Below are 23,066 nucleotides of genomic sequence, written 5' to 3' on the forward strand. Positions count from 1 at the left end.
AGGAAGGGATCTTAATGGCAGACGAAAATAAGTTCGATAATCAAGAACGTGATCGTTTTGACAACCCTGATTACAAGGGATTCACGCCACTAGATCAAGAAATAGAAGATGATTTTAAAGAAGAGACTGCAGCAGAAATAGCCGCACCAGTGAACTTAAGAAGAGACTATGCTGTAGTTGACAGAGAAGCCGATCGTGATGAAGTAGTGGGCGAAGGCAGAGGGATGGGGTATTTAGCTTTAGCGCTTTCTATTATTTCACTGTTTATTTTACCTGTTATTTTAGGAGCTGCAGGTATAATTGTTGGCTTTATTGCACGTAGAAGAGGAGCAAATGCTTTAGGCGCATGGGCAATTGGAATTGGTGCAATTTCCATCATTTTAGGAATATTTATCATGCCATTTTTCTAAAATGGACTGACAGAACGATTGTAGGGATTGACCTCATATGGTCAATCCCTAAATTAGTTAAAAAGGAGAAAGTCATGTATGAATAGATATGAGGCAAATGAAAAAATTCAGAAATCACTAGGTAAACATGGACCTGATCCAAAGCAACAAGAAAATGAAACATATACGGCAAATTATGCAATTCAAAATCGTTTTTATGAAGAAAATGAGGTAGAGGATAATATTGATACCACTTTGTCCACGAGCAGTAATATTGGAGCTGTGCTGCTACCGGTTGAGGATGAAGAGAAAGATAAAAAAAAGAATTTCAAATGACAATAAAAAAGGTAGTAAATACCACAAGTATTTTCTACCTTTTACTTTTTTATGCTTTAAGCTTTTCAGCTTCCTGCTTTGCATAATGCTCTTCAGCAATTTTATCGATTTCCTTTTTCAGTTCCTCAACCATAGTTTCTTCAGGAACCTTACGGACAATTTCACCTTTACGGAATAAAAGCCCTTCACCACGTGCTCCAGCTATTCCAATATCTGCTTCACGTGCTTCACCTGGTCCGTTTACAGCACAACCTAATACTGCAACTTTAATTGGTGCTTTGATTTTTGCTATATATTCCTCAACTTCATTTGCAATACTGATTAAGTCGATCTCAATTCGTCCACATGTTGGACATGAAATTAATGTTGCGGCATTCGCAGCTAAACCAAATGATTTTAAAAGCTCACGTGCAACTTTTACTTCTTCAACTGGATCTGCGCTTAAAGATATACGAAGGGTGTTTCCAATCCCTTTGTTTAAAATAACACCTAGACCCGCAGCACTTTTAACTGTTCCAGCAAAAAGTGTTCCTGATTCAGTAATTCCAAGATGTAAAGGATAATCAAACGCCTTAGCAGCTTTTTCATAAGCTTCTATCGCTAAGTTTACATCAGAGGCTTTCATGGAAACGATGATATCATGGAAATCTAAATCTTCAAGTATTTTAATGTGATGTAGTGCACTTTCGACCATCCCATCAGCTGTCGGATAACCGTATTTTTCAAGGATTCTTTTTTCAAGAGATCCTGCATTTACACCAATTCTTATTGGGATGTTTCGTTCTTTTGCTGCTTTCACAACAGCTTCAACTTTTTCTTTTCTCCCAATATTACCTGGGTTAATTCTTATTTTATCTGCTCCACCTTCAATCGCTTTTAGAGCAAGTTTATAGTCAAAATGAATATCTACAACAAGAGGAAGATTAATTCTTTTTTTTATTTCAGCAATTGCATTTGCGGCACGTTCATCTGGACATGCTACACGCACAATCTGACATCCTGCTTCCTCTAAACGATTGATTTCAGCAACTGTTGCTTCGACATCATGTGTTTTTGTGGTTGTCATGCTTTGAATAACAACCTCATTATTTCCACCAATCGTTAAATTTCCCACTTTAACAGGACGGGTTTTAGTACGATGTATGATTTCACTCACGTGTAAATCGCTCCTTAAAAATAAGTTTATATCTCTGTTCTTCATTATCTTTAATTAATGATACTTGACCTCGATTATTTTTTCTAGTAAATGCACTTCCCACAACTCATTTTACAGGGAGTAATAATAAATGACAAGGATCATCTATTGTTTATAATCCGGAAAACGGTATGTTTCACCTAGTAATATTGATTCAGCCTTCACATTTTCATTTAAAGCTTCAAAATCCTCAATAATTTGTTCAATTGAGGTAGGGAGAGTACCGTGAAATCGTTCTATTATGGATAAAACCGTATCACCTTGTTTAATTTTTACTTCAAAATACGGAATTGTAGGACTTTTTTCATTATTAACAGATGATGTTCGAGTTTCCACGCTATTTGTCATACTAAAAGCAGGAAGTGTCCCGATTTGAAAGTCATAATAAATAATATAACAAAGGAAAAGACCTATTATTAATAACGAAATTCGTTTCATTTTTCTGCCTCCAATATCGTATTAACCCATACATATGCTTGTCCAAGTAATTTATTCCATTAAAAAATATAATTTAGCGTTAATAGTAAAAAGGATTCGCGACTTTTCGACTAAATACAACAAAAATTTACAATAGATTTACACTTCCTTAATATTTCCCTGTCATAATTTTTAATGAATTGTAGATAGGGGTGAAATATGAAGAAATTAAAAAACTTAGTCAATAAAACAAACGAAATAAAACAAAAGCTTCATAAAAAAAGACAGAAAAAGCAACAAACAGAGTATAAACAAACAATTTTTTCTAAAATCTCTCTTCAATCGAGATTAATTATTTTAGTTCTCTTCCTCTTATTATCTTCCATTAGTGTTGTCGGATTTACAGCATATAGTGAGTCAAAAGACACAACGATGAAAATTATCGAAGAACGACTTTACAGAGAAGTAAATACAACCTCTGATATTGTGAAAAATTTGGCCTTTGCATATGTAGGAGATGAGGATGAATTTTCAAAAAGAGTGGATGATGTTGTTATACCAGGACAATCCGCTGCATTAATACAAGATGGATTACCAGCAAAATTCTTCCTAGTGTCAAAAGATGGTGCTGTACCAATGGATATCAATAAGGAACCAGGAGTTACGATTTCTGATGAGTTAGTAAAAGCTATATTGGAAAAAGATCATGGTGTTCTACATAAGAAGATCGATGGAATCGACTTTACGTTATCTTTTAAGGAAATACAGGAATTAAAAGGATATTATGTAATTCTTGTACCGACAAATAACTATATGGAGCCTGTAAATCACCTTGCTAATTTTATTGGTATTGTTGTTTTAATAAGTGTTGTAATTACAACAGCCGTTTTATTTATACTTGTAAGAAGTTTAACAAAACCTTTATCCACGCTACAGAATGCAATGAGAGAAGTTAGGTATGGAGACTTATCAAACGACATTAAATTATCGACTAATATTCCTGAAATATACTCCTTAAATAAAAGCTTTAACCAAATGATGAAACAAATGCGTGAAATGATTACTCATATAAATGGAACAACGACAGAGCTTTTTACAACAGGTAAGCACTTGAGGGAGGCATCAGATGATGTAATGCTCCAAAATGGTCAACTTGTAGAAGCAATCAAGGTTGTAAAAACAGGAGCAGAACAAACAGCTACCAGCTCAGATGATAATGTTGTGACATTTCAAAAAATGAAAAGTGATATAACGCTTATTCTTCAAAATATGGAATATGTATTTAATAGTGCATCAGATATGAATTATTCTGCTGTTAAAGGGGAAAGTAGGATTTCTCAAATGATTCATTCAATGAATGAATTTGATCAAGAATTTACAAAAATGACGACAACAATTAAAGGAGTTAGAGACAACTCGATCGTTATTACTAAGGTTGTTAGTATTATTCAATCGATTGCAGAACAAACAAAACTACTAGCTTTAAATGCTACAATTGAAGCTGCGCGTGCAGGTGAAGCGGGTAAGGGCTTTGCGGTAGTTGCAAATGAAGTTCGTAAACTTGCTGATCAATCTTCTAAAGCAACTGAGGAAATTACTCATTCGATTCAAATGATGGAAAGGATTTCAGATCAAGCTAACAATGAATTTGAAACGATGTTAGGTAATATCCAGTCACACCTTGTTGTTGCAGAAGAGTCAAAAGAAGCTTTTGATCTGTTAATGACAGAAATATCGAAGGTGAATGGAAAGCTATCTGGTATGAAGGACTACCTGCAGGAACTAAACAGATCACTTCCAAGAATGGAACAATCTTCAGAAAGTTTTGTTTCGATTTCACAGGAAACATTAGCAAGTGCAGAGCAAATGCTTTCTTCATCAGAAGGACAAATAACTCAAATCAATCGTACTCATGAAATGGGTTTAATTCTTACAGATTTATCAAAGACATTATCTGAAAGTACAAAACAATTCAAAGTGAAATAATATGGCTTCTTGCTACAAGTTAGTTAACAAGCGATAAGAGCTCGTAGATAGGCTAAATACGGCACGCAGAGCTTTGTATGAAAAACAACAAGTATTGTGGAAATAACCAATAATAAAAACGCGGGAATAACCCCGCGTTTTTATTTGCAAGAATTTAAATTATAGTTTTTTATGCTGTTTTTAAAGGCTTTTTTGAAGGTGGGACTTCTTTTATTACTAGATAAAGAACAATTAGATGAACAAACCAATTTAATAAGAATCCATTAGGAACGGTTACTTGTAAACTATCCATTATGACGAAAAATATAGTCGCTAATGTTGTAGAATAGGCTGAAATCACCCAAATTTGTTTAAAATTTAATCTTCTTTGAAGACTATTTTTAAAAGCTAACCCAAATACAGCTAAAATTGTTACTTCAATAAATTTAACGAAGGAACTGAATAAGTACACTAACACAACTAAAATCGAGATAAAGATAGGTAGAAGTTGATTAAATTGCTTTGAAATATCAATAAGGTCTTGTTTAGAAATAGTCATATTTAAAAGACTATATTCATATGATTGCGCCTGACCATTCGCAGCAAAAACAAACCGATCCTGTAAAATGCCAATTGCATTTTGTTTATTTTCAATTTCATCAACACCAAATGCACCTGTATCATCTAAGATAATAATAAAATTTTCTTTTTTAATTTCTATTGCTTTATCAGAATCTGCTGAAAGCTGTCCGTCTTCGATGGTAAAGGAAGGTAAATCATCGCGGAGAGTTTGATCAAATCCTGTTAAACCTTCTGTTAAACCACTAGTGAAATGAAATGCAGTGGGTATAGTACTAATCATAGATAAAATAAACACAAATAGTATGGTTTTCCCTATACCTTGAAATCGAAATGTGGAGATGATTTTAGGGGAGTATATACTTGTGTAAAGTTGTTTAAAAACATTCATGAGAAAACGACACACCCTTCTTATTTATACGACTTTTATTTTATATCTCTCTTTAGGATAATACAAGAAAAGAACAATCAGACAGATGGATTAAGTTTTATGTAAACGCTATATTTCACCTTCTATCATTTTTTGTAAAGAATTTATTAAAATACCTTTACAATAAAACAATATATCGTTAATAATTGTAATGGTTGTAGATTTTTGTCGACAAAAGACGAACATAAATGAGGGGTTGAACATTTTGGAAATTGATATCCAGAAGATGATATTTGAATTTATCGGTGGTCTTGGGATATTTTTATTTGGTATTAAATACATGGGAGATGGCCTTCAAAGGTCAGCCGGTGATAAGCTAAGAGACATATTGGATAAGTTTACAACGAATCCATTTATGGGTGTTTTAGCAGGTATCATTGTAACAGTTTTAATTCAATCAAGTAGTGGAACCACTGTAATTACAGTTGGATTAGTCAGTGCAGGTTTTATGACACTTAGGCAGGCAATCGGTGTCATTATGGGCGCAAATATTGGAACAACGGTTACAGCGTTTATAATTGGTATCGATATAGCAGAATATGCCTTACCTATTATATTTGTTGGTGCAATCATGCTCTTTTTCTTTAAAAATAAGCGAATACATAGTTTGGGACAAATTGTCTTTGGATTTGGTGCTTTATTTTTTGGTTTAGAGTTAATGGGATCTGGTATGAAACCTTTAAGATCTTTGCAAGCATTTCATGATTTAACTGTTAGTATGAGTGATAACCCATTATTAGGTGTTTTGATTGGAACAATCTTTACTGTTGTTGTACAAAGTTCAAGTGCTACAATTGGAATTCTGCAAGAGTTATTTGGACAGGGTCTTATTGACATTCGAGCTGCTTTACCAGTTCTTTTTGGAGATAATATTGGGACAACTATTACTGCTGTATTAGCTTCTATAGGAGCATCAATTGCAGCAAGACGTGCAGCATTAACACATGTTATTTTTAACTTAATTGGAACAACCATTTTCATGATTTTTCTACCGTTGTTCACTATTTTTATCCAATACCTACAATCAACTTTTGGATTAAATCCAGAAATGACAATAGCATTCGCACATGGATCGTTTAATATTACAAATACAATTATTCAATTTCCTTTTATTGCAGTCCTAGCTTGGATTGTGACAAAGCTTATTCCTGGTGAAGATTCAATGATTGAATATAAAGCTAAACACTTGGATCCAATTTTTATCGAACAATCTTCATCCATTGCTTTAGGACAAGCAAAAGAAGAAGTGTTGCGTATGGGTAAATTTGCGACTCTTGGTTTAGAAGAAGCAAACTTATATCAAAAAACATACTTGCAAAAGCATGCAGATACAGCTATGCAATTAGAAGATGCAATTAATAATCTTGATCGTAAAATTACAGATTATTTAATCTTAATATCAAGAAGCGAAATGTCTACTACTGAATCGGAAGAGCATAGTATGTTATTGGATACAGTACGTGATATTGAACGAATTGGAGATCATTTTGAAAATGTAGTTGAATTGGTAGGTTTCCAACTGACAAATAAAGTGAAATTAACGGATTCAGCCAAGCAAGATTTGGAAGACATGTTTAATCTAACAATCCAAACATTAAAGGATGCTATTACATCCTTAGACGATAAAGACACTGCTTTAGCTACAACGGTATTAAAATCTGAAGAACAAATTGATAAAATGGAGCGTACTTTACGTAAAAAACACATTTTAAGAATTAATGAAGGTCAGTGCTCAGGTTCTGCAGGTATCGTATTTGTAGATATTATTAGCAATCTGGAACGTATCGGAGATCATTCTGTAAATATTGCAGAGGCTGTTTTAGGCTACAGAAGCTAATATTCAATGATCACTATCAGCTATGTTGAATAAAAGCAAGGGATTCCCTTGCTTTTTTATAATAATTTAATACTGATATACCCTAATAAATAACAAAAAAGGTCCATTGTTACATAATTATTTAGAAAAAGTATAAAATGAAAGATGTCTTTGCATGCTTTTCAATTGAAAGAACCGGACAATTTTGGTAACCTTAGGTTGAAAAGCTAATCCAAAGCTTTTATTTTGTACATATTAAAGGAGGAAATAACCAATGGCTTATGAATTACCGCAATTACCTTATGCATACGATGCACTAGAACCACATATTGACAAAGAAACGATGAATATTCATCACACAAAACACCACAACACTTACATTACAAATGTAAATGCTGCATTAGAAGGTCACGCTGATCTTGCTGGCAAAAGTGTTGAAGAATTAGTATCTAATATTGATGCAGTTCCTGAAGCTATTCGTACAGCAGTTCGCAACAACGGTGGTGGACATGCTAACCATAGTCTTTTCTGGACAATCCTTTCTCCAAATGGTGGCGGTGAGCCAACAGGTGAATTAAGCGAAGCGATTAACGCTAAATTTGGTAGTTACGAAAACTTAAAAGAAGAGTTTGCAAAAGCTGCAACAACTCGTTTCGGTTCTGGATGGGCTTGGTTAGTAGTTAACAATGGTGAATTAGAAGTAACTAGTACACCAAACCAAGATTCTCCATTAATGGAAGGTAAAACTCCAATTCTTGGATTAGATGTATGGGAGCATGCATACTACTTAAATTATCAAAATCGTCGTCCAGATTACATTGCATCTTTCTGGAATGTAGTAAACTGGGATGAAGTAACAAAACGTTTTAACTCTGCGAAATAATAGTACGATTGAAGAGCTAACTAATGTTGGCTCTTCTTTTTATTGTACTGTTCCTGTCAGATCATAATTTATTAATTAACCCCATTTATCTCATTCTTAACAACAAATAAAACCCTCCCCTTAAGATTTAGAAAAGCAAAGAAGAAAGATATGATGTCAATATCCATATATCCTTCAAAGGATGATAAGAAACCCCTTAATTGTGGAATCTTTGCTTTATTAAATTACCTCCCCCTTTTAATCACATCAATTGCAATAAAAATACATATCTCCACTTTGATAAGACAGACTATGTAGTAGAAGTTGAAGGGGAGTTATTTTTATGTCAAAACTGCAAAAGATTATTGGAGATGTACATGTTAGTAAGGATTTAATTTTATTGTTAGTGATTGGTGGGTTGTACTCACTGAGTATTTCTTTATCTAATACGTTTGTTAACGTCTATTTATGGAAGCAATCAGGAGAATTTATTGATTTAGGAATTTACAATTTATCAATTGTAATTATGCAACCAATTACATTTATTTTTGCGGGAAGGCTAGCCAAAAAAATAGACCGCGTAGTTGTATTACGACTTGGAGTCATTTTTTTGGCGATCTTTTTCATGTCGGTATTAATAATTGGAGGATCAGCGGCAAAATTCATTATCTTACTAGGGGGAACTTTAGGGATTGGGTATGGATTTTACTGGTTAGCCTTTAATGTTCTTACTTTTGAAATAACCGAACCTGAGACTAGAGACTTTTTTAATGGTTTTTTAGGAATTATGAATTCAACAGCTGGGATGGTCGGACCAATTATTGCCGGTTTTATTATTTCAAGACTAAAAAATTTCACAGGGTATACCACAATATTTTCAATATCCCTATTATTATTTTCTGGTGCAGTAGTACTAAGCTTTTTTTTGAAAAGAAGACCTGCAGAAGGAGATTATTTATTTAAACGAATATTCAATGAAAGAAAAAAAGATAGAAATTGGAAAATGATTACGAGTGCTCATTTCTTTCAAGGACTTCGAGAAGGAACCTTCGCATTTGTTATTGGTGTTTTTGTATTTATTGCTACTGGAAGCGAATTGGCATTAGGGAAGTTTGGGCTTGTAAACTCTAGCGCAGCATTCATAGCTTATTTCTTAGCAACAAGGATCATAAAGAAAACCAAGAGGAAAATGTTCATTTTAATGGGTGGTATCTTTCTATATTTATCGATCTATGTTATCCTCTTTGATTTATCGTATCAAAGGTTACTTATATATGCTGTATTGATTGCTTTTGGTTATCCGATGCTCTTTGTACCGTATGCTTCAATAACCTATGATGTAATCGGAAGGGCTTGGAATATAACCAAGGCAAGAATCGAATATATTGTTGTGAAAGAAATTTTCCTGAATTCGGGTCGAATTGTCTCTATTCTAGGCTTCATCGTTGCCGTAACTTTATTTAATGAAAAACAAAGCATTCCAATCTTACTAGCAATTATTGGTGCAGGACATTTAATTATTTACTTCTTTGTAAGAAATGTACAACTTGAAGAAAGTAACATACCAATAGAAAAAACTGGTCAGAAACCTGTCCGTAAAACTAATCTTGTGGATGGCGATAGTGGAGGATAATTTGAATTGTAAATAAAATAGATAAAAGAGCATGAAAGAATAGGGCTTCAGAAAAAGAATACCTATTCTTTTTTACTTCTTAATAGAATAAGGAGGGAGCAAATGTAAAACAATAAATAAAAAATTATTGATTTGATAAGTAAGGATGATCTATTACACAAAATAAAACAAATTATGACAAACTACATCACGAATTTACAAAACCTTTACATTCAGTTAAAACGTGATTAATACTCACGCGTTATTCTAATACACGTAGGACAAAACAACCAATATACTAGGGGGAATTAAAGAATGAAAAGCTTTAAATTTCTAGCAATGTCAATCATGCTTTCTTCACTACTTGCTTTCGCAGCAGCTTGTGGAAATGGTGAAGATGCAGCAACTGGTGAAAATGGTACTGAAGATACAGAACAAACTGAAGAAACTGGCGAAGAGTCAGCTGAATTAGAAGGTGAAATCGGAATCGATGGTTCTTCTACTGTAGCTCCAATCGGTGAAGCAGTATCTGAAGAGTTTTCAATTGATCATCCAAAAGTACAAGCTCCAATTGGTATATCTGGTACTGGTGGTGGATTTGAAAAATTCACAGCAGGTGAAACTGATATTTCTGAAGCTTCTCGTCCAATTAAAGACGAAGAAAAAACAGCAGCAGCTGATAATGGAATTGAGTTCACAGAATTCAAAGTAGCATTTGATGGTCTTTCAGTAGTAGTAAACAAAGAAAATGATTTTATTGATCAATTAACTGTTGAAGACTTAAAGAAGTTGTGGGTTGAAGATGGATCAACAAAAAAATGGTCTGATATTAATCCTGATTGGCCAGCAGAAGAAGTTAAATTCTTCTCACCTGGAGCAGACTCTGGTACTTATGACTACTTTAATGAAGTTATCTTAGAAGATGCTGCAATTGTTAAAGCTGCAACATTATCTGAAGATGATAACACATTAGTTAAAGGTGTTACTGGAGATAAAAATTCTATTGGTTACTTTGGCTATGCTTACTACTTAGAAAATAAAGATAATTTAAAAGTTGTACCTATTGTAAACGAAGCTGGAGAAGCTGTTGAACCTACAAATGAAACTGTTGAATCTGGAGATTACAACCCACTTTCACGTCCATTATTCATCTATGTTAACAACGCTTCTATTAAAGATAAAGAACATGTTGCTGAATATGTGAAATTCTACCTTGAGAATGCTGGAACACTAGCTGAAGAAGTTGGTTATGTATCTCTTCCAGAAGAGGAATATACAACTCAACTTGAAACTCTTGAGGGTTTAAAATAATTCATTAGTTGAGTAGATGAGGAGCATCTCGATCTCGATATGCTTCTCATCTTTCTTCCTATGTTTTGGAAAGGGGTTTTCAAAATGGCTTTAACAAACAATCAAAGTGTAAGTGTTAGAGACTTAATAAAAGAGAAAAAGTCTAAAAATAGCACAAATCAAATAGTAGAAAAAATGGTTCCTGGAGTATTATTTGTATTAGCACTAATATCTATTTTGACAACTGTAGGTATAGTATTAACATTAATTTTTGAAACAGTAACTTTCTTTAGTAGAGTTTCAATTGTAGAATTCTTGACAGAAAAGGAATGGTATCCATTCTTTGAAGAAAGTGCTACTTACGGAATTGGTGCATTGGTATCTGGTACGTTATTAATTACAGTTATTGCAATTATCGTAGCAGTTCCAATTGGATTAGCGGCAGCTATTTTCTTGAGTGAATATGCATCAGATCGTACAAGAAGAATTATTAAGCCGATATTAGAGGTATTAGCTGGTATTCCAACAATTGTTTATGGTTTCTTTGCATTAACTTTCGTTACACCACTTTTGCAAAAAATTGTCCCTGACTTGGCGCTTTTTAATGCTCTTAGTCCTGGAATAGTAGTTGGAATTATGATTATCCCAATGATTGCTTCACTTTCTGAAGATGCAATGAGCTCTGTTCCTAATTCAATGAGAGAGGGAGCATTAGCATTAGGATCTACAAGATTTGAAGTAACAATGAAGGTAATCGTTCCTGCTGCAATGTCAGGTATTGTTGCATCATTCGTATTAGGTATTTCTCGTGCTATCGGTGAAACTATGATTGTTTCCTTGGCTGGGGGAGCAACTCCTAAGCTAACATTTGACCCAACTGAATCGATCCAAACTATGACAGCATATATTGTTCAGGTTAGTGGAGGAGATGTAGGATATGGAACAACTGTTTATTACAGCATATATGCCGTTGGTATGACATTGTTCTTGTTTACCCTTATTCTAAATCTTTTAGCACAATATATTTCTCGACGCTTTAGGGAGGAATACTAATATGAAGATGATTGACCAAGAAATTGTTACAAAAAAAATGGGTGGACGATTAGCATTAAATCAAACATTCAAATGGATTTTTATGGCTGCTACTTTTTTGGCATTAGTTGTTTTAGCTATTCTCTTATATCGGATATTCACTCAAGGATCTAGTTATTTTTCACTTGAATTTTTCCAAAACTATGCTTCAAGGAGACCAGAGCGATCTGGTATTAAAGCTGCTATAGTAGGTTCTCTATGGGTAATGGGAGTGACTATTCCAACAGCACTGATTTTAGCAGTTGGAACGGCAATCTATTTAGAAGAATATGCAAAGAAAAGTAAGATTAACACCTTTATCCAAACTAATATTTCAAACCTTGCTGGTGTACCTTCTATTGTTTTTGGACTTTTAGGGTTAACCGTTTTTGTTCGTTTTTTCGATTTAGGTCGAAGTATATTAGCTGGTGGATTTACGATGGCACTGCTCGTACTACCTGTTATTGTTGTTGCGTCACAAGAAGCAATCCGTTCCGTTCCGAAGGATCTACGAGAAGCATCATACGGTATGGGAGCTACTAAATGGCAAACGATTATAAGAGTCGTTTTACCAGCAGCAATCCCTGGAATTGTAACGGGAAGTATATTAGCCTTTTCACGTGCAATTGGAGAAACAGCTCCTTTACTAGTGGTCGGTGCATTTGCTTTCGTCAATTACCTACCAGAAGACGTTTTGAGTACATTTACTGTTATGCCAATTCAAATATACAACTGGGCAGCAAGACCACAGCCAGAATTTCAACAGGTCGCAGCTGCAGGTATCATCGTGTTGTTTATTTTCTTAATAGTGATGAACTCAATTGCTGTGTTAATCCGAAATAAATTCCAGAAACGTTATTAAGAAGTTTTAATTGGAGGGGTTTTCGTATGGAAAGTGTGAAAATTAAAAGAGAAAATACACAAAATAATGAAGTTAATGTAAATAAGAAGGTAGTATATAAAACAGATAGTTTGAATCTTTGGTATGGTAAGGACCAAGCTTTAAAAAATATTGACCTTGATATTTATGAAAATGATGTAACAGCAATTATAGGACCTTCTGGTTGTGGTAAATCGACATATATCAAAACGCTTAATCGCATGGTTGAACTAATTCCTATAGTTCGTACATCTGGGCAAATTCTTTATCGTGGGAAAAATATTTTTGATAAGTCATATGGTGTAGAAGAGCTTAGAACACAAGTAGGGATGGTGTTTCAAAAACCAAATCCATTCCCAAAATCAATTTATGAAAACATCGCATATGGCCCGAAGATACATGGTATTAAAGATAAGAAGATTATCGATGAAGTTGTTGAGAAGAGTTTACGTGGTGCTGCTATTTGGGATGAAGTAAAAGATCGATTGAAAGAAAATGCATACGGTCTATCTGGTGGTCAGCAACAACGTTTATGTATTGCTCGTTGTCTTGCAATTGAGCCGGATGTCATATTAATGGATGAGCCTACATCCGCCCTCGACCCGATTTCGACACTTAAAATTGAAGAATTAATTCAAGAGTTAAAACAAAACTATAGTATTATTATCGTAACACATAACATGCAACAAGCTGCTCGAATTTCAGATCGTACTGCTTTCTTCTTAAATGGGGAGGTTGTAGAATTTACCGATACCGATAGATTATTTTCTAACCCTTCTGATAAAAGAACAGAAGATTATATTACTGGTCGATTTGGTTAATCAATTAAAAAAGTCGTGCTTATATGAATCTGGCACGACTTTTTTATTTTTAAGTAAAAACCTATGTTAGAAATTACTTTTTTAGGGAATAAGAAGAATAAGGAGGTATGGAGCATGAGTGTTAGAGAAAGATTTGATTTTGACTTAAAAAACTTAAGAGATAAATTAATCGAAATTGGAAGCCTTACAGAAGTTGCACTTAGCAAAGCCATACATGCATTAGAAAATCAAAATATTGAAGAGGCATTGGAAATTATCGAGGACGACAATAGAGTAGATGATCTTGATGAAGAAATTAATGATTTAGCAATCATATTAATTGCAAAGCAACAACCAGTTGCCGTTGACCTTAGAAGAATTATTGTCGCAATCAAAATTTCCAGTGACATCGAAAGGATGGCTGATTTTGCTGTTAATATTGCTAAATCAACAATAAGAATTGGTGACGAACCTCTAGTTAAGCCGATCCATAGTATTAAAAAAATGCACAATATTGCATCTGAAATGCTCTCTCTCTCAATAAAAGCTTTTAATGAGGAGGATATCGTATTAGCAAAAAAAGTCGCTGATATGGATGATCAAGTAGACGAGCTATATGGAGAAACAATACGTGACATTCTAGAACTTATGGAATCCAAAAAGGAAAACTCTCAGCAACTAACCCAGCTATTGTTTATATGCCGATATATTGAAAGAACTGCAGACCATACAACAAATATATCTGAAAGCATCATGTACCTTGTTAAAGGCCAACGATATGATTTGAATAGCTAAAAGTGTGTATTACATATAGGATTCATTTGTTAATAAAATGGCTTTGTTAAATCTAATTGTTGTTTTTATCTTAAGGGAGGGAAATCTTGCTCCCTTAATTATCAACAGTTTTGTTTAACGGTAAATAACATAGAAAAACAGCCATTGAGATCAATCTCTATAGCTGTTTTTTCTATGTTTATTTTGTTAATATTTCTGCAAGCTGGTTATATGTCATTCCTTTTTGAACAGTGAATGTACCAAGCTGTACTTTTTGATGATAGTTCCCTTTGATTAAAAATTGATCAAAGTCAAAGGAGTCTTCAATAATTCCGTTTTGCTCTAGTAAATCAGAAATCTCACTAGTTGTCATACCTGATTTAATTGTAACGCTATATTTAACTACTTCGTCTTTCTTTTCTTCAGCTGTACTTTCATTCTTTTCAGGTGTTTCTACTGCTGTTTTTGTATCCTGTTGCTGAACAGCTTTATCCTTTGCTGCTAATAATTCTTCATATTCGTCAGTTGTTATAGAAACTTTTCCGTTACTTGTTAAAAATGATTCAACATCACTTTTAGTAACTTCTTTCTTTTCTGCGTCAGCTTCTGCTGATTTGTTATCAGATAAAAGATATGTTCCGCCAAGTAATGATGTAGCTACAATCATGCCTGCTGCAAATGTTTGAAATCCGGTTTTACTCATGTTAAAACCCTCTCATTCTTTTCAACAATTGCTCGGATCTCTTCAACAGATGTACCTTCTGATAATGCGATCGCTTCAATAGACATTCCTTGACGATACTTTGCTAAAATACGTGAAGTATTAGGATTAGCTTGGCTATCTTCACTATTCGTTTTAGTTTGTTCCTTTAGAGGAGTATCGTTTTGTAAGAGCTCTTCTTCGACGACTCTCATTTTCTTTTTTAGTTTGTATATCTCTTGCATCGCCGACAATTGTAAATGATCTAGCTCCTGTTCTAGTTCTTTTACATTGTCACGTTGTAGAAAAGATATGCCGATAAGCACGATGCTTATAATAAACAAAATAATAATCATGATTGTCACTTTTTTCACCTTCTATTGATTATTTCCCTCTACCTTTATATCATAAATTGTCATTGTAAAGAAGTGATTTTTTTCATAAAGTGTAGCTTTTTGACGAATTTTCTCTAGAATGTAAACAAGTATTCACAGTCTATGCATGATAAGATAATCATAAGCATGTAAATGAGAAAGAAGAGGACAGCTATGAAACCAATTGACAACAGTCAGAATAATAATATCATTCGAGCTCAATCGACATTTTATGAGGATTCTCTAAAAATAATTGCCTATCCAACATATCTTCTTATAACCTGGAACATTTTATCTACTACCAAAATTCTACTAGAGAATATACTTGGTGAACAGTTTAATGATTTACATATGAGAGTTATTCTTAATAAAAATAATAAACACCAACAAATGACTGATTTTTTTATAAGTGATCCAAGTGGTGTTTTGCGTTTAGCGACAATCCCCACAGGAATATATAATTGTGAACTAGCTGTAAGCAACTCTCATAATGAAACGATCACTGTGAAACGATCTAATACCATACATTTTCTCCAAAGTAAAAATCTTAAATGTAAGGAAATACAATGGCAGCAACTTATTGATGATCATCAATTGTGGTTACAGGCATACTCAGGATATACAGTATATGAATAAGAAGAAGGTGCCACTTTTGGGTAATAATGCAAATGTGACTGTTTTACTCTTAACAACTGAATATCGTGATCATATCGTTGGAGGACTCGGCAGGCATGTTACTGATTTAACTTCAATAGGGACTAAGCGGGGGATTACTTATATCGTTGTTACAATTTCTAAAACAGATAAAGAATCATATATAGTTGAAGATGGTGTTCACGTTTTTCGCTTACTACCTTGGAAGAGAAATCCCTCAGAATTCTTGGATTACATTCGAAATATAAATTTTCGTTTTTCACAGTTCGTTTTACAGGAATTACAACTTTCCTTTGATCTAATACATGTACATGATTGGCTAACGGGTATTGCGGGTAGTCAATTGAAAAATATTTTGAAGTTGCCACTGCTCACAACGTTTCATGCGACCGAATTTGGAAGAAAACAAGATCAGGTCACTGTCATAACAAATAGGATAACAGATTATGAAACAAAGCTTGTACAGGCATCTGATCGCATCATTGTATGTAGTCTATTTATGAAGAACGTTTTAAATAATGAGCTTGGCTGTCCCTTAGAGAAGCTTGAAGTTATTCCAAATGGAATTATTCCGAAGAATTATCAAGCGATTATGTTGAATGAGGATGTACGAAATAGGTTTCCTTTTGTAGATTCTCCATTTTTATTTGCAATGGGAAGACTTGTTAAAGAAAAGGGCTTTCAACTATTTATCCATGCATTTTCGGAAATTCATAAAGAGTTCCCAGATTTTATACTTGTTATTGCGGGTAAAGGACCATATGAAACTGAGTTAAAGCAATTAACGATAAAATTCAATTTAGAGAATAAAGTAATTTTTACAGGCTTTTTACATGATTTAGAACGGAATACCTTATTAAAGCAATGTGAAATGTTAGTTATTCCGAGTTTATACGAGCCGTTTGGCATTATTGCATTAGAGGGGATGGCTGCTGCTAAACCGGCTGTTGCCTTTAATATTGGTGGCTTAGGAGAAATTCTTGCAGAAAAGCGAGGAATATTAATTAGTGAAGTAAACAGTAAGCTCCTTGCAGAAAAACTTCGTAAATATTTATCACAACCTGATCAGTATCGGGAGATTGCATATAAAGGTTTCCAGTCAGTAAATTCTGAGTATAATTGGTCTTTACTTATTGATGAAACAGTTGATGTTTATAAAAATATGATAAAAAAAAGAAGTATATAAGGTCAAAATAAAAATATAATGAAATTCATGTGGAATTTGTCTAATAAAAATGCTATTATATTAAAGTCTGATTTGTTTTATTAGTTTTTTATGTTTGGAGGGAAAGAAACATGCGTGTAAATATTACATTAGCTTGCACTGATTGTGGCGAACGTAACTATATTTCTAAAAAGAATAAACGTAATAACCCAGATCGTCTTGAGCTTAAGAAATATTGTTCAAGAGATAAAAAAATGACTACACACCGCGAAACAAAGTAACAGTAGGGATGTTTTATTCCTACTGTTTTTTTTGTTTTATGGGCCATATTAAAATAAATACGAGTGATTCTAACCCTCTTTTCCAGCTATAATGAAGGTAAGGAGGGTAATTACATATGGATAAGAAACACTTACGAACTTTAATTAAGCAAAGATTAGCTGAAATGGCTGAGGAAACATTTAGACACTATTCGAGAGAGATTCAGCAACAATTGTTTACTTTAGATTCTTGGCAAGCAGCTCAAACTATTGCGGTGACAATATCAAATGGCCGTGAGGTTGATACCACAAATATCATCGAAAGGGCATGGCAAGACAAGAAACGTATCGTTGTTCCAAAATGTGATCCTAAAACAAATACTATGGAGTTTAGACAAATGACCTCCTTTGATCAGCTTGAACGCGTCTTTTTTGGTCTTCTAGAGCCGAAAGTTTTGGAAACGGAAAAGGTCAGTCCAAATCAAATTGACCTTATGATCATACCTGGTATCTGTTATGACCGAAGGGGCTATCGTATTGGCTATGGTGGAGGGTATTTTGACCGATATTTAACACATTACAAAAACCATACCTTGTCTTTAGCTTTTTCTACGCAAATTGTTGAGGAAGTGCCTACTGAGCCACATGATCTTCCTGTTTCAACAATTATTACCGAATGTGAGGTAATCAACTAATATGATAGAGCTCGATCTGGTTTGGGCTTTCTTGTTTATCTTATTGATATCATATGTTGGTTGGAAGGTAAACTCATTAACTGTCAGCGGTGCAATCGGAGCGGTTTGTGTAGGATTTGTCATTTACCTAGGTTTTTCCTGGGAGGGTCTATTCGTATTAGGCTGCTTTTTCAGTAGTTCAAGTTTATTAAGTAAGTATCAAAGTGCAAAGAAGTCAAACCTTCAGCACATGCTAGAAAAAGGAGATCGCAGAGATATTGTTCAGGTGATGGCTAATGGAAGTGTACCCGCGATACTTGGACTATTTCAATTTATCGAACCGAGTGTAGATCAAAGGTTATTATTTTGCTTTTGTATATCGATCGCTGCAGCAAATGCTGATACATGGGCATCTGAGATCGGTACGCTAAGTAAACGAAAGCCTAGATTACTTTTAACCTTAAAAAAAGTAGAAAGAGGCACGTCTGGTGCAGTATCTATCCTAGGCACGAGTGCAGCATTAGCTGGAGCGGCTTTTATAAGTATAATTGCAGGAATGTTGTTTTCTATTTCTGTTTACTTTATGTTGTGTATTGTGATTTTTGGTTTTATCGGAAATATCCTTGACACATTACTAGGGCAAACAATTCAAGTTAAATATAAATGTAATGTTTGTGAAAAAATAACTGAAAAACAAGTACATTGTAGTAATAGTGGTACGAAACTGACAAAGTATAGTTTTCTAAATAATGATGCGGTGAACCTCTTATCAATTGCGTTTGCTACTTTACTAGGTTTTATTCTTTCATGAATTGTTCAAATATTAATCTTACATAGTGACAATAGTAGTGTAAAATTAAATTGTGAAGCAATTCACAAAGTGTAAAGAATAAAACAATTGAAAGGGTTGGAAGCAAATGGCTAGTAATGTAAATCGTGTCGCACTTATAGGTACAGGTTTTGTAGGATCTAGTTATGCATTTGCCTTGTTAAATCAAGGTGTTACAGAGGAATTAGTTTTAATTGATCTGAACAAGGAGAAATCAGAAGGTGACGCAATGGATCTTAATCATGGCTTAGCCTTTGCTCCAAGCCCTACTAAAATCTGGTATGGAGGCTATGAGGATTGTAATGATGCAGATATCGTTGTTATATGCGCAGGAGCTAACCAAAAGCCTGGAGAAACCCGACTAGATTTAGTTGCAAAAAACGTAAAAATTTTTAAAACAATTGTAACTGATGTGATGGCTAGCGGGTTTGATGGTATCTTTATTGTTGCTACAAATCCAGTGGATATTTTAACATATGCAGTTTGGAAGTATTCTGGTTTACCACAAAGCCGTGTTATTGGCTCTGGAACGATTCTTGATACTGCAAGATTCCGATATCTTTTAGGTGAACATTTTAAAGTAGACACACGGAATGTTCATGCTTATATTATCGGAGAACACGGTGACACTGAGTTGCCAGTGTGGAGCCATGCTGATATTGGTGGTGTCCCAATACTTGAAACTATGACCGAAGAGCAGGAGAAGCTTGACGAGATTTTTGTAAATGTCAGGGATGCAGCCTACCATATCATTAATCGAAAAGGGGCAACCTATTACGGTATAGCGATGGGACTTGTCAGGTTAACAAAAGCCATCCTTCATAATGAGCACTCTATTTTAACTGTATCTTGTCATTTAGCAGGTGAATATGGTGAGGATGATGTGTATATAGGAGTTCCTGCGATTGTAAATCGAAATGGAATACAAAGGGTGGTCGAGCTTCGGCTAAATGAACAGGAGAAAAAACAGTTTGCCTATTCCGCAAATGTCTTAAAAGAAACAATGTTTCCCTTTTTTGAAGGATAAAAAAGGACTTTCCTACTAAATATATGAGTAGGAGGGATGTTTATGAGACGACTCATTATGCTTGTAGCTGGCACATTCGCATTATATCGCTATCGATATAGAATTGTGAATTTTGTATTAGGTCAACCTGAGCTCCGTAGATTTTTTATTCAATTATCAATGAGAGTTCCTTTTTTGAGAGATCGTTTTGTTAATCGTGCTTTTCATTAAAAAAGTTAATTCTTGAAAAAAAAGCTGACTTTGTAGTTAAGTCAGTTTTTTTACTGTCTAAGAAATTATAAAATTCTAGTACTGTGGTTAAGCGCTAGGCATCCAGCTCCAGCGCCTAGCCCCTCTTGGGTCTACAGCCACTTAAGAATTGAAGGTAAAGAACACCTTCTATTCTTAAGCGTCTTATTTGCCCGAGGCTGTTCAAGGCGCTTGCGCTTTTGTTCCTTTATGCTAATAAATAATCCTTGGCTTTTTTTAAAGGTAGCTTAAAGGCAGGATTCTTCCTTTTCGCTTTCATTACTTGTTATAATAAAGAAAAATAAAGGTCGGAGCGGATATTATGGTGATAGAGCAAGATTATTTATATTGGTCATTAATAGAACAACTAGTAGTGGAGCAGAAATATTCAATTTTGGCTCTATCCCAGGATGGTCGTGAGGTATTACTTGAGCCGTTTCGTAATAAACAATTTACGTTAGTTCGGTTAAGAAGAATGGATGTTGATTGGGGAAACACACTTGCTTTAGACATTGAACAAGCAGGTGGAAGATTTGAACAACTTTTAAGAAATGGTGTAAGAGGTCCAATTCGTGTAATGAATATATATGTTTCTTCGTTACCACCTGTAGATGACTATCCTGATAGCTTTGTTAAAGGATACAGTAGGTTAAAAGGTAAAATTGATATAACCTCTTCCTTGTTAATAAAGGATAATCTAAAGGAAGGGATTCAAAAATTAGAAGAGGCATTGAACGTTCCAGTGAAATTCGATCATGAAATACTAATGGAAAATCTAGAAATTGCAGACATTCAAAAAGTAAGAAATAGGGTAATCGACTTTCAGAACGAACAGAAAGAAGAAGAAAGAAAAATCTTTCAAAATGGTAAGCCGTTTTTAACGTATCTTTTTTTAGGATTACAAATTATTATGTTTCTTCTCCTCGAATTATACGGTGGCAGTTCCAATTCGGAAACATTAATTCGTTTCGGAGCAAAATATAATCCTCTCATCTATGATGGGGAATGGTGGAGATTCTTCACTCCAATTGTGTTACATATTGGTTTTCTGCATTTACTTATGAATAGTTTTGCGCTCTTTTACATTGGACCTGCAGTTGAACGAGCATATGGCTCACTACGCTTTTTGTTTATCTATTTAGTTGCAGGCGTTTCTGGTTCGATTGTAAGCTTTGCATTTAGTCCATTTCTATCTGCAGGTGCCTCTGGTGCTATATTCGGTTGCTTTGGTGCGTTATTATACATTGGTGTGCAAAATAGAAAAGTATTTTTCCGAACGATGGGCTCGAACCTATTAGTTGTAGTAGGTATTAACTTAGCATTGGGCTTTGCAATTCCAAATATTGATAATGCGGGACATATTGGTGGATTAATTGGTGGTTTTCTTGCAGCATTAATTGTTCAACTTCCTAAAAGAAAGCATATTCTACTGAGACTAATAGGCCTAACTTCAACAATTACCTTATTAGTTGTTTTATATCGATACGGAATTAGCCAAACTGAAGAGCAGTATTCACAGTATACAGTTCTTCAAGGGCAAGAGTTAATACAAGAAGAAAAATATGAAGAAGCCTATTCTTATTTAAATGAAGCGATAAAAACTGATAACACCTCAAATGATCTTTTGTTTTTGTTATCAGTAAGTGAAATTGAATTGGAAAAGTATGATCAAGCAGTTCAGCATTTACAACAAATCATTTCAGATGATAATTCCTATCATCAAGCGCATTTTAACCTCTCAATCTTATACGCAAATATGGGTGACATTTCTCTTGCTTTGAAAGAGGTAAATAAAGCATTGAAATATGACCCTACAAATGCGGATTATAAATCGTTTAAGGAACAACTTAATAACTAACCGATATGTTCTGAATAAATTTAAATGGTAAACCATTCTCAGCTTGGATAAGTATCACAATATGAGAGTAATTTTTTGCAATCAAAATCAAAGGCATGGTGCTGCCAATTGGTTCAATCACCTTGCCTTCTTTCGTTTTTAAACCTAAAAAGTAATTTTTATATAAACCTTCCCAAAGGCTACCAATCACTTCTTGTGTTTTAGCCTTTGATAATCCTAAAATCGGATCACTATTGTACCTTTCTAACTCTATAAACGGAATTCTTTCATATTTCGTTTCGTCAATTTTATAATACTCAACCAATTGATTCCAGCTGTATTCAAGATGTTGTTCTGTCACTTTATCTAAAATGTCTTTCCACTCTTGTTCTTCATCAGTATGTGGCCTTTTAAAAGAAAAAAGATCTGTAAATTCCGAGTCAATTACGTATAAATGGTCTCTAGACATTCGCTGTGTACTACGGATAAGATCATTCTCCAAATGAATTTCTCCATAATGAAGACTAATCGCTTGATAATGGCTGCTATCTTCACCAGTAATTTTTTTATATTGTGCAAGCTTTTGGCTTTGATCCTCCCATTCAGAAAGTGTCTCGACTAATTTTCCATCTGAAAATAGCAAAGATATATCTTGTCTTAGAAATATTTCCTTGTTTGTAAGTGAAGTAACATCCCACTCAATGATATACTCATCATCATCTTTTTTACCAGCAAACTGGAGAGAAGTAGAAGCTTTATCAAAGGTTACAGAGTCGTCAATTGGGAAAAAGATGATGCTTTCCCTTGCAATTTTCCCATGATAAAAATAAAGAAAACCGGAAGTTATTAACGCTAGTAAGATCACTATTACCCATTTTGTTGTTTTCATCAGCATCAACTCC

Annotated in this window: 25 protein-coding genes; 19 read left to right on the forward strand and 6 right to left on the reverse strand. The window is 34.1% G+C overall.

Annotated elements, in window-relative coordinates; all coding sequences use genetic code 11:
* Nucleotides 1-14 precede the first annotated feature (14 nt).
* Both I7822_RS11540 and I7822_RS11545 read left to right on the forward strand, forming a co-directional pair.
* Entirely contained in the window at nucleotides 15-410 is a 396-nt protein-coding gene (locus tag I7822_RS11540) for a DUF308 domain-containing protein (RefSeq protein ID WP_243459423.1), read from the forward strand.
* Nucleotides 411-488: 78 nt separating this feature from the next.
* Nucleotides 489-725, forward strand: coding sequence for a hypothetical protein (locus I7822_RS11545; protein ID WP_207978210.1), 237 nt, complete (start codon nucleotides 489-491; stop codon nucleotides 723-725).
* Between the two features lie 49 nt (nucleotides 726-774).
* Here I7822_RS11545 and ispG read toward each other — a convergent pair whose 3' ends face one another.
* Nucleotides 775-1,926 (reverse strand): flavodoxin-dependent (E)-4-hydroxy-3-methylbut-2-enyl-diphosphate synthase, encoded by a 1,152-nt coding sequence (ispG, locus tag I7822_RS11550; RefSeq protein ID WP_207978217.1) that lies wholly within the window; start codon nucleotides 1,924-1,926, stop codon nucleotides 775-777.
* Nucleotides 1,927-2,025: 99 nt separating this feature from the next.
* The gene (yqfZ, locus tag I7822_RS11555; RefSeq protein ID WP_207978218.1) at nucleotides 2,026-2,358 is read right to left on the reverse strand and encodes a protein YqfZ; all 333 of its coding nucleotides are present in this window, start codon (nucleotides 2,356-2,358) and stop codon (nucleotides 2,026-2,028) included.
* Between the two features lie 198 nt (nucleotides 2,359-2,556).
* On the opposite strand from yqfZ, the gene I7822_RS11560 reads away from it, so the two are divergent.
* Nucleotides 2,557-4,323: a methyl-accepting chemotaxis protein gene (locus I7822_RS11560; protein WP_207978220.1), complete on the forward strand. Its 1,767-nt coding sequence runs from the start codon at nucleotides 2,557-2,559 to the stop codon at nucleotides 4,321-4,323.
* A 169-nt stretch (nucleotides 4,324-4,492) separates the two neighbouring features.
* On the opposite strand, the gene I7822_RS11565 is transcribed toward I7822_RS11560, so the two are convergent.
* The gene (locus I7822_RS11565) at nucleotides 4,493-5,272 is read right to left on the reverse strand and encodes a DUF1189 domain-containing protein (RefSeq protein ID WP_207978222.1); all 780 of its coding nucleotides are present in this window, start codon (nucleotides 5,270-5,272) and stop codon (nucleotides 4,493-4,495) included.
* Between the two features lie 244 nt (nucleotides 5,273-5,516).
* Between I7822_RS11565 and I7822_RS11570 the strand changes: the two genes are divergently transcribed.
* The 8 genes from I7822_RS11570 (at nucleotide 5,517) to phoU (ending at nucleotide 14,437) form a co-directional block, all read left to right on the forward strand.
* Nucleotides 5,517-7,148, forward strand: a complete 1,632-nt coding sequence (locus I7822_RS11570) for a Na/Pi cotransporter family protein (protein WP_207978224.1) — start codon at nucleotides 5,517-5,519, stop codon at nucleotides 7,146-7,148.
* A gap of 253 nt (nucleotides 7,149-7,401) precedes the next feature.
* Nucleotides 7,402-8,010 carry a superoxide dismutase gene (locus I7822_RS11575; RefSeq protein WP_207978226.1) on the forward strand — a complete coding sequence of 203 codons (609 nt, stop codon included), beginning with the start codon at nucleotides 7,402-7,404 and terminating at the stop codon, nucleotides 8,008-8,010.
* Between the two features lie 322 nt (nucleotides 8,011-8,332).
* Nucleotides 8,333-9,622 (forward strand): MFS transporter, encoded by a 1,290-nt coding sequence (locus I7822_RS11580; protein WP_207978228.1) that lies wholly within the window; start codon nucleotides 8,333-8,335, stop codon nucleotides 9,620-9,622.
* 294 nt (nucleotides 9,623-9,916) lie between these two features.
* Nucleotides 9,917-10,912: a PstS family phosphate ABC transporter substrate-binding protein gene (locus I7822_RS11585; RefSeq protein ID WP_207978230.1), complete on the forward strand. Its 996-nt coding sequence runs from the start codon at nucleotides 9,917-9,919 to the stop codon at nucleotides 10,910-10,912.
* Nucleotides 10,913-10,996: 84 nt separating this feature from the next.
* Nucleotides 10,997-11,944, forward strand: a complete 948-nt coding sequence (pstC, locus tag I7822_RS11590; protein ID WP_207978232.1) for a phosphate ABC transporter permease subunit PstC — start codon at nucleotides 10,997-10,999, stop codon at nucleotides 11,942-11,944.
* Between the two features lies 1 nt (nucleotide 11,945).
* Nucleotides 11,946-12,824, forward strand: a complete 879-nt coding sequence (gene pstA, locus I7822_RS11595) for a phosphate ABC transporter permease PstA (RefSeq protein ID WP_207978234.1) — start codon at nucleotides 11,946-11,948, stop codon at nucleotides 12,822-12,824.
* A gap of 26 nt (nucleotides 12,825-12,850) precedes the next feature.
* Nucleotides 12,851-13,663 (forward strand): phosphate ABC transporter ATP-binding protein PstB, encoded by an 813-nt coding sequence (gene pstB, locus I7822_RS11600; protein WP_207978236.1) that lies wholly within the window; start codon nucleotides 12,851-12,853, stop codon nucleotides 13,661-13,663.
* 114 nt (nucleotides 13,664-13,777) lie between these two features.
* Nucleotides 13,778-14,437 (forward strand): phosphate signaling complex protein PhoU, encoded by a 660-nt coding sequence (phoU, locus tag I7822_RS11605; RefSeq protein WP_207978238.1) that lies wholly within the window; start codon nucleotides 13,778-13,780, stop codon nucleotides 14,435-14,437.
* A gap of 178 nt (nucleotides 14,438-14,615) precedes the next feature.
* On the opposite strand, the gene I7822_RS11610 is transcribed toward phoU, so the two are convergent.
* Both I7822_RS11610 and I7822_RS11615 read right to left on the reverse strand, forming a co-directional pair.
* Complete coding sequence (locus I7822_RS11610) at nucleotides 14,616-15,119, reverse strand: endolytic transglycosylase MltG (protein WP_207978240.1); 504 nt, start codon at nucleotides 15,117-15,119, stop codon at nucleotides 14,616-14,618.
* Nucleotides 15,116-15,481: a hypothetical protein gene (locus tag I7822_RS11615; RefSeq protein WP_207978241.1), complete on the reverse strand. Its 366-nt coding sequence runs from the start codon at nucleotides 15,479-15,481 to the stop codon at nucleotides 15,116-15,118. Before I7822_RS11615 ends, I7822_RS11610 begins: the two co-directional genes overlap by 4 nt.
* Before the next feature lie 183 nt (nucleotides 15,482-15,664).
* Here I7822_RS11615 and I7822_RS11620 point away from each other — a divergent pair, with 183 nt between their 5' ends.
* The 8 genes from I7822_RS11620 (at nucleotide 15,665) to I7822_RS11655 (ending at nucleotide 22,185) form a co-directional block, all read left to right on the forward strand.
* Nucleotides 15,665-16,126 carry a hypothetical protein gene (locus I7822_RS11620; protein ID WP_207978243.1) on the forward strand — a complete coding sequence of 154 codons (462 nt, stop codon included), beginning with the start codon at nucleotides 15,665-15,667 and terminating at the stop codon, nucleotides 16,124-16,126.
* Nucleotides 16,119-17,330, forward strand: coding sequence for a glycosyltransferase family 4 protein (locus tag I7822_RS11625; RefSeq protein WP_207978245.1), 1,212 nt, complete (start codon nucleotides 16,119-16,121; stop codon nucleotides 17,328-17,330). Before I7822_RS11620 ends, I7822_RS11625 begins: the two co-directional genes overlap by 8 nt.
* 110 nt (nucleotides 17,331-17,440) lie before the next feature.
* Entirely contained in the window at nucleotides 17,441-17,590 is a 150-nt protein-coding gene (gene rpmG / locus I7822_RS11630; protein WP_066334843.1) for a 50S ribosomal protein L33, read from the forward strand.
* Nucleotides 17,591-17,706: 116 nt separating this feature from the next.
* Nucleotides 17,707-18,264, forward strand: a complete 558-nt coding sequence (locus I7822_RS11635; RefSeq protein ID WP_207978247.1) for a 5-formyltetrahydrofolate cyclo-ligase — start codon at nucleotides 17,707-17,709, stop codon at nucleotides 18,262-18,264.
* Nucleotide 18,265: 1 nt separating this feature from the next.
* The gene (locus I7822_RS11640; protein ID WP_207978249.1) at nucleotides 18,266-19,054 is read left to right on the forward strand and encodes a DUF92 domain-containing protein; all 789 of its coding nucleotides are present in this window, start codon (nucleotides 18,266-18,268) and stop codon (nucleotides 19,052-19,054) included.
* A 106-nt stretch (nucleotides 19,055-19,160) separates the two neighbouring features.
* Nucleotides 19,161-20,099, forward strand: coding sequence for an L-lactate dehydrogenase (locus I7822_RS11645; protein WP_207978251.1), 939 nt, complete (start codon nucleotides 19,161-19,163; stop codon nucleotides 20,097-20,099).
* Nucleotides 20,100-20,141: 42 nt separating this feature from the next.
* Nucleotides 20,142-20,309, forward strand: a complete 168-nt coding sequence (gene yqgO, locus I7822_RS11650) for a protein YqgO (RefSeq protein ID WP_207978486.1) — start codon at nucleotides 20,142-20,144, stop codon at nucleotides 20,307-20,309.
* 340 nt (nucleotides 20,310-20,649) lie between these two features.
* Nucleotides 20,650-22,185 carry a rhomboid family protein gene (locus tag I7822_RS11655; RefSeq protein ID WP_207978257.1) on the forward strand — a complete coding sequence of 512 codons (1,536 nt, stop codon included), beginning with the start codon at nucleotides 20,650-20,652 and terminating at the stop codon, nucleotides 22,183-22,185.
* On the opposite strand, the gene I7822_RS11660 is transcribed toward I7822_RS11655, so the two are convergent.
* On the reverse strand, nucleotides 22,175-23,053 hold the full coding sequence (locus I7822_RS11660) for a hypothetical protein (RefSeq protein ID WP_207978259.1): 879 nt from the start codon (nucleotides 23,051-23,053) through the stop codon (nucleotides 22,175-22,177). The two genes, I7822_RS11655 and I7822_RS11660, sit on opposite strands and share 11 nt — an antisense overlap.
* Nucleotides 23,054-23,066 lie beyond the last annotated feature (13 nt).

The sequence above is a fragment of the Metabacillus bambusae genome, from assembly GCF_017497975.1.
In the GTDB taxonomy this organism is placed as follows: Bacteria; Bacillota; Bacilli; order Bacillales; family Bacillaceae; genus Metabacillus; species Metabacillus bambusae.

Coding starts and splice junctions, on each gene's coding strand:
- I7822_RS11540 (WP_243459423.1), top strand. CDS start 15: ATGGCAGACGAAAATAAGTTCGATAATCAAGAACGTGATCGTTTTGAC.
- I7822_RS11545 (WP_207978210.1), top strand. CDS start 489: ATGAATAGATATGAGGCAAATGAAAAAATTCAGAAATCACTAGGTAAA.
- ispG (WP_207978217.1), bottom strand. CDS start 1,926: ATGAAGAACAGAGATATAAACTTATTTTTAAGGAGCGATTTACACGTG.
- yqfZ (WP_207978218.1), bottom strand. CDS start 2,358: ATGAAACGAATTTCGTTATTAATAATAGGTCTTTTCCTTTGTTATATT.
- I7822_RS11560 (WP_207978220.1), top strand. CDS start 2,557: ATGAAGAAATTAAAAAACTTAGTCAATAAAACAAACGAAATAAAACAA.
- I7822_RS11565 (WP_207978222.1), bottom strand. CDS start 5,272: ATGAATGTTTTTAAACAACTTTACACAAGTATATACTCCCCTAAAATC.
- I7822_RS11575 (WP_207978226.1), top strand. CDS start 7,402: ATGGCTTATGAATTACCGCAATTACCTTATGCATACGATGCACTAGAA.
- I7822_RS11580 (WP_207978228.1), top strand. CDS start 8,333: ATGTCAAAACTGCAAAAGATTATTGGAGATGTACATGTTAGTAAGGAT.
- I7822_RS11585 (WP_207978230.1), top strand. CDS start 9,917: ATGAAAAGCTTTAAATTTCTAGCAATGTCAATCATGCTTTCTTCACTA.
- pstC (WP_207978232.1), top strand. CDS start 10,997: ATGGCTTTAACAAACAATCAAAGTGTAAGTGTTAGAGACTTAATAAAA.
- pstA (WP_207978234.1), top strand. CDS start 11,946: ATGAAGATGATTGACCAAGAAATTGTTACAAAAAAAATGGGTGGACGA.
- pstB (WP_207978236.1), top strand. CDS start 12,851: ATGGAAAGTGTGAAAATTAAAAGAGAAAATACACAAAATAATGAAGTT.
- phoU (WP_207978238.1), top strand. CDS start 13,778: ATGAGTGTTAGAGAAAGATTTGATTTTGACTTAAAAAACTTAAGAGAT.
- I7822_RS11610 (WP_207978240.1), bottom strand. CDS start 15,119: ATGAGTAAAACCGGATTTCAAACATTTGCAGCAGGCATGATTGTAGCT.
- I7822_RS11620 (WP_207978243.1), top strand. CDS start 15,665: ATGAAACCAATTGACAACAGTCAGAATAATAATATCATTCGAGCTCAA.
- I7822_RS11625 (WP_207978245.1), top strand. CDS start 16,119: ATGAATAAGAAGAAGGTGCCACTTTTGGGTAATAATGCAAATGTGACT.
- rpmG (WP_066334843.1), top strand. CDS start 17,441: ATGCGTGTAAATATTACATTAGCTTGCACTGATTGTGGCGAACGTAAC.
- I7822_RS11635 (WP_207978247.1), top strand. CDS start 17,707: ATGGATAAGAAACACTTACGAACTTTAATTAAGCAAAGATTAGCTGAA.
- I7822_RS11640 (WP_207978249.1), top strand. CDS start 18,266: ATGATAGAGCTCGATCTGGTTTGGGCTTTCTTGTTTATCTTATTGATA.
- I7822_RS11645 (WP_207978251.1), top strand. CDS start 19,161: ATGGCTAGTAATGTAAATCGTGTCGCACTTATAGGTACAGGTTTTGTA.
- yqgO (WP_207978486.1), top strand. CDS start 20,142: ATGAGACGACTCATTATGCTTGTAGCTGGCACATTCGCATTATATCGC.
- I7822_RS11655 (WP_207978257.1), top strand. CDS start 20,650: ATGGTGATAGAGCAAGATTATTTATATTGGTCATTAATAGAACAACTA.
- I7822_RS11660 (WP_207978259.1), bottom strand. CDS start 23,053: ATGAAAACAACAAAATGGGTAATAGTGATCTTACTAGCGTTAATAACT.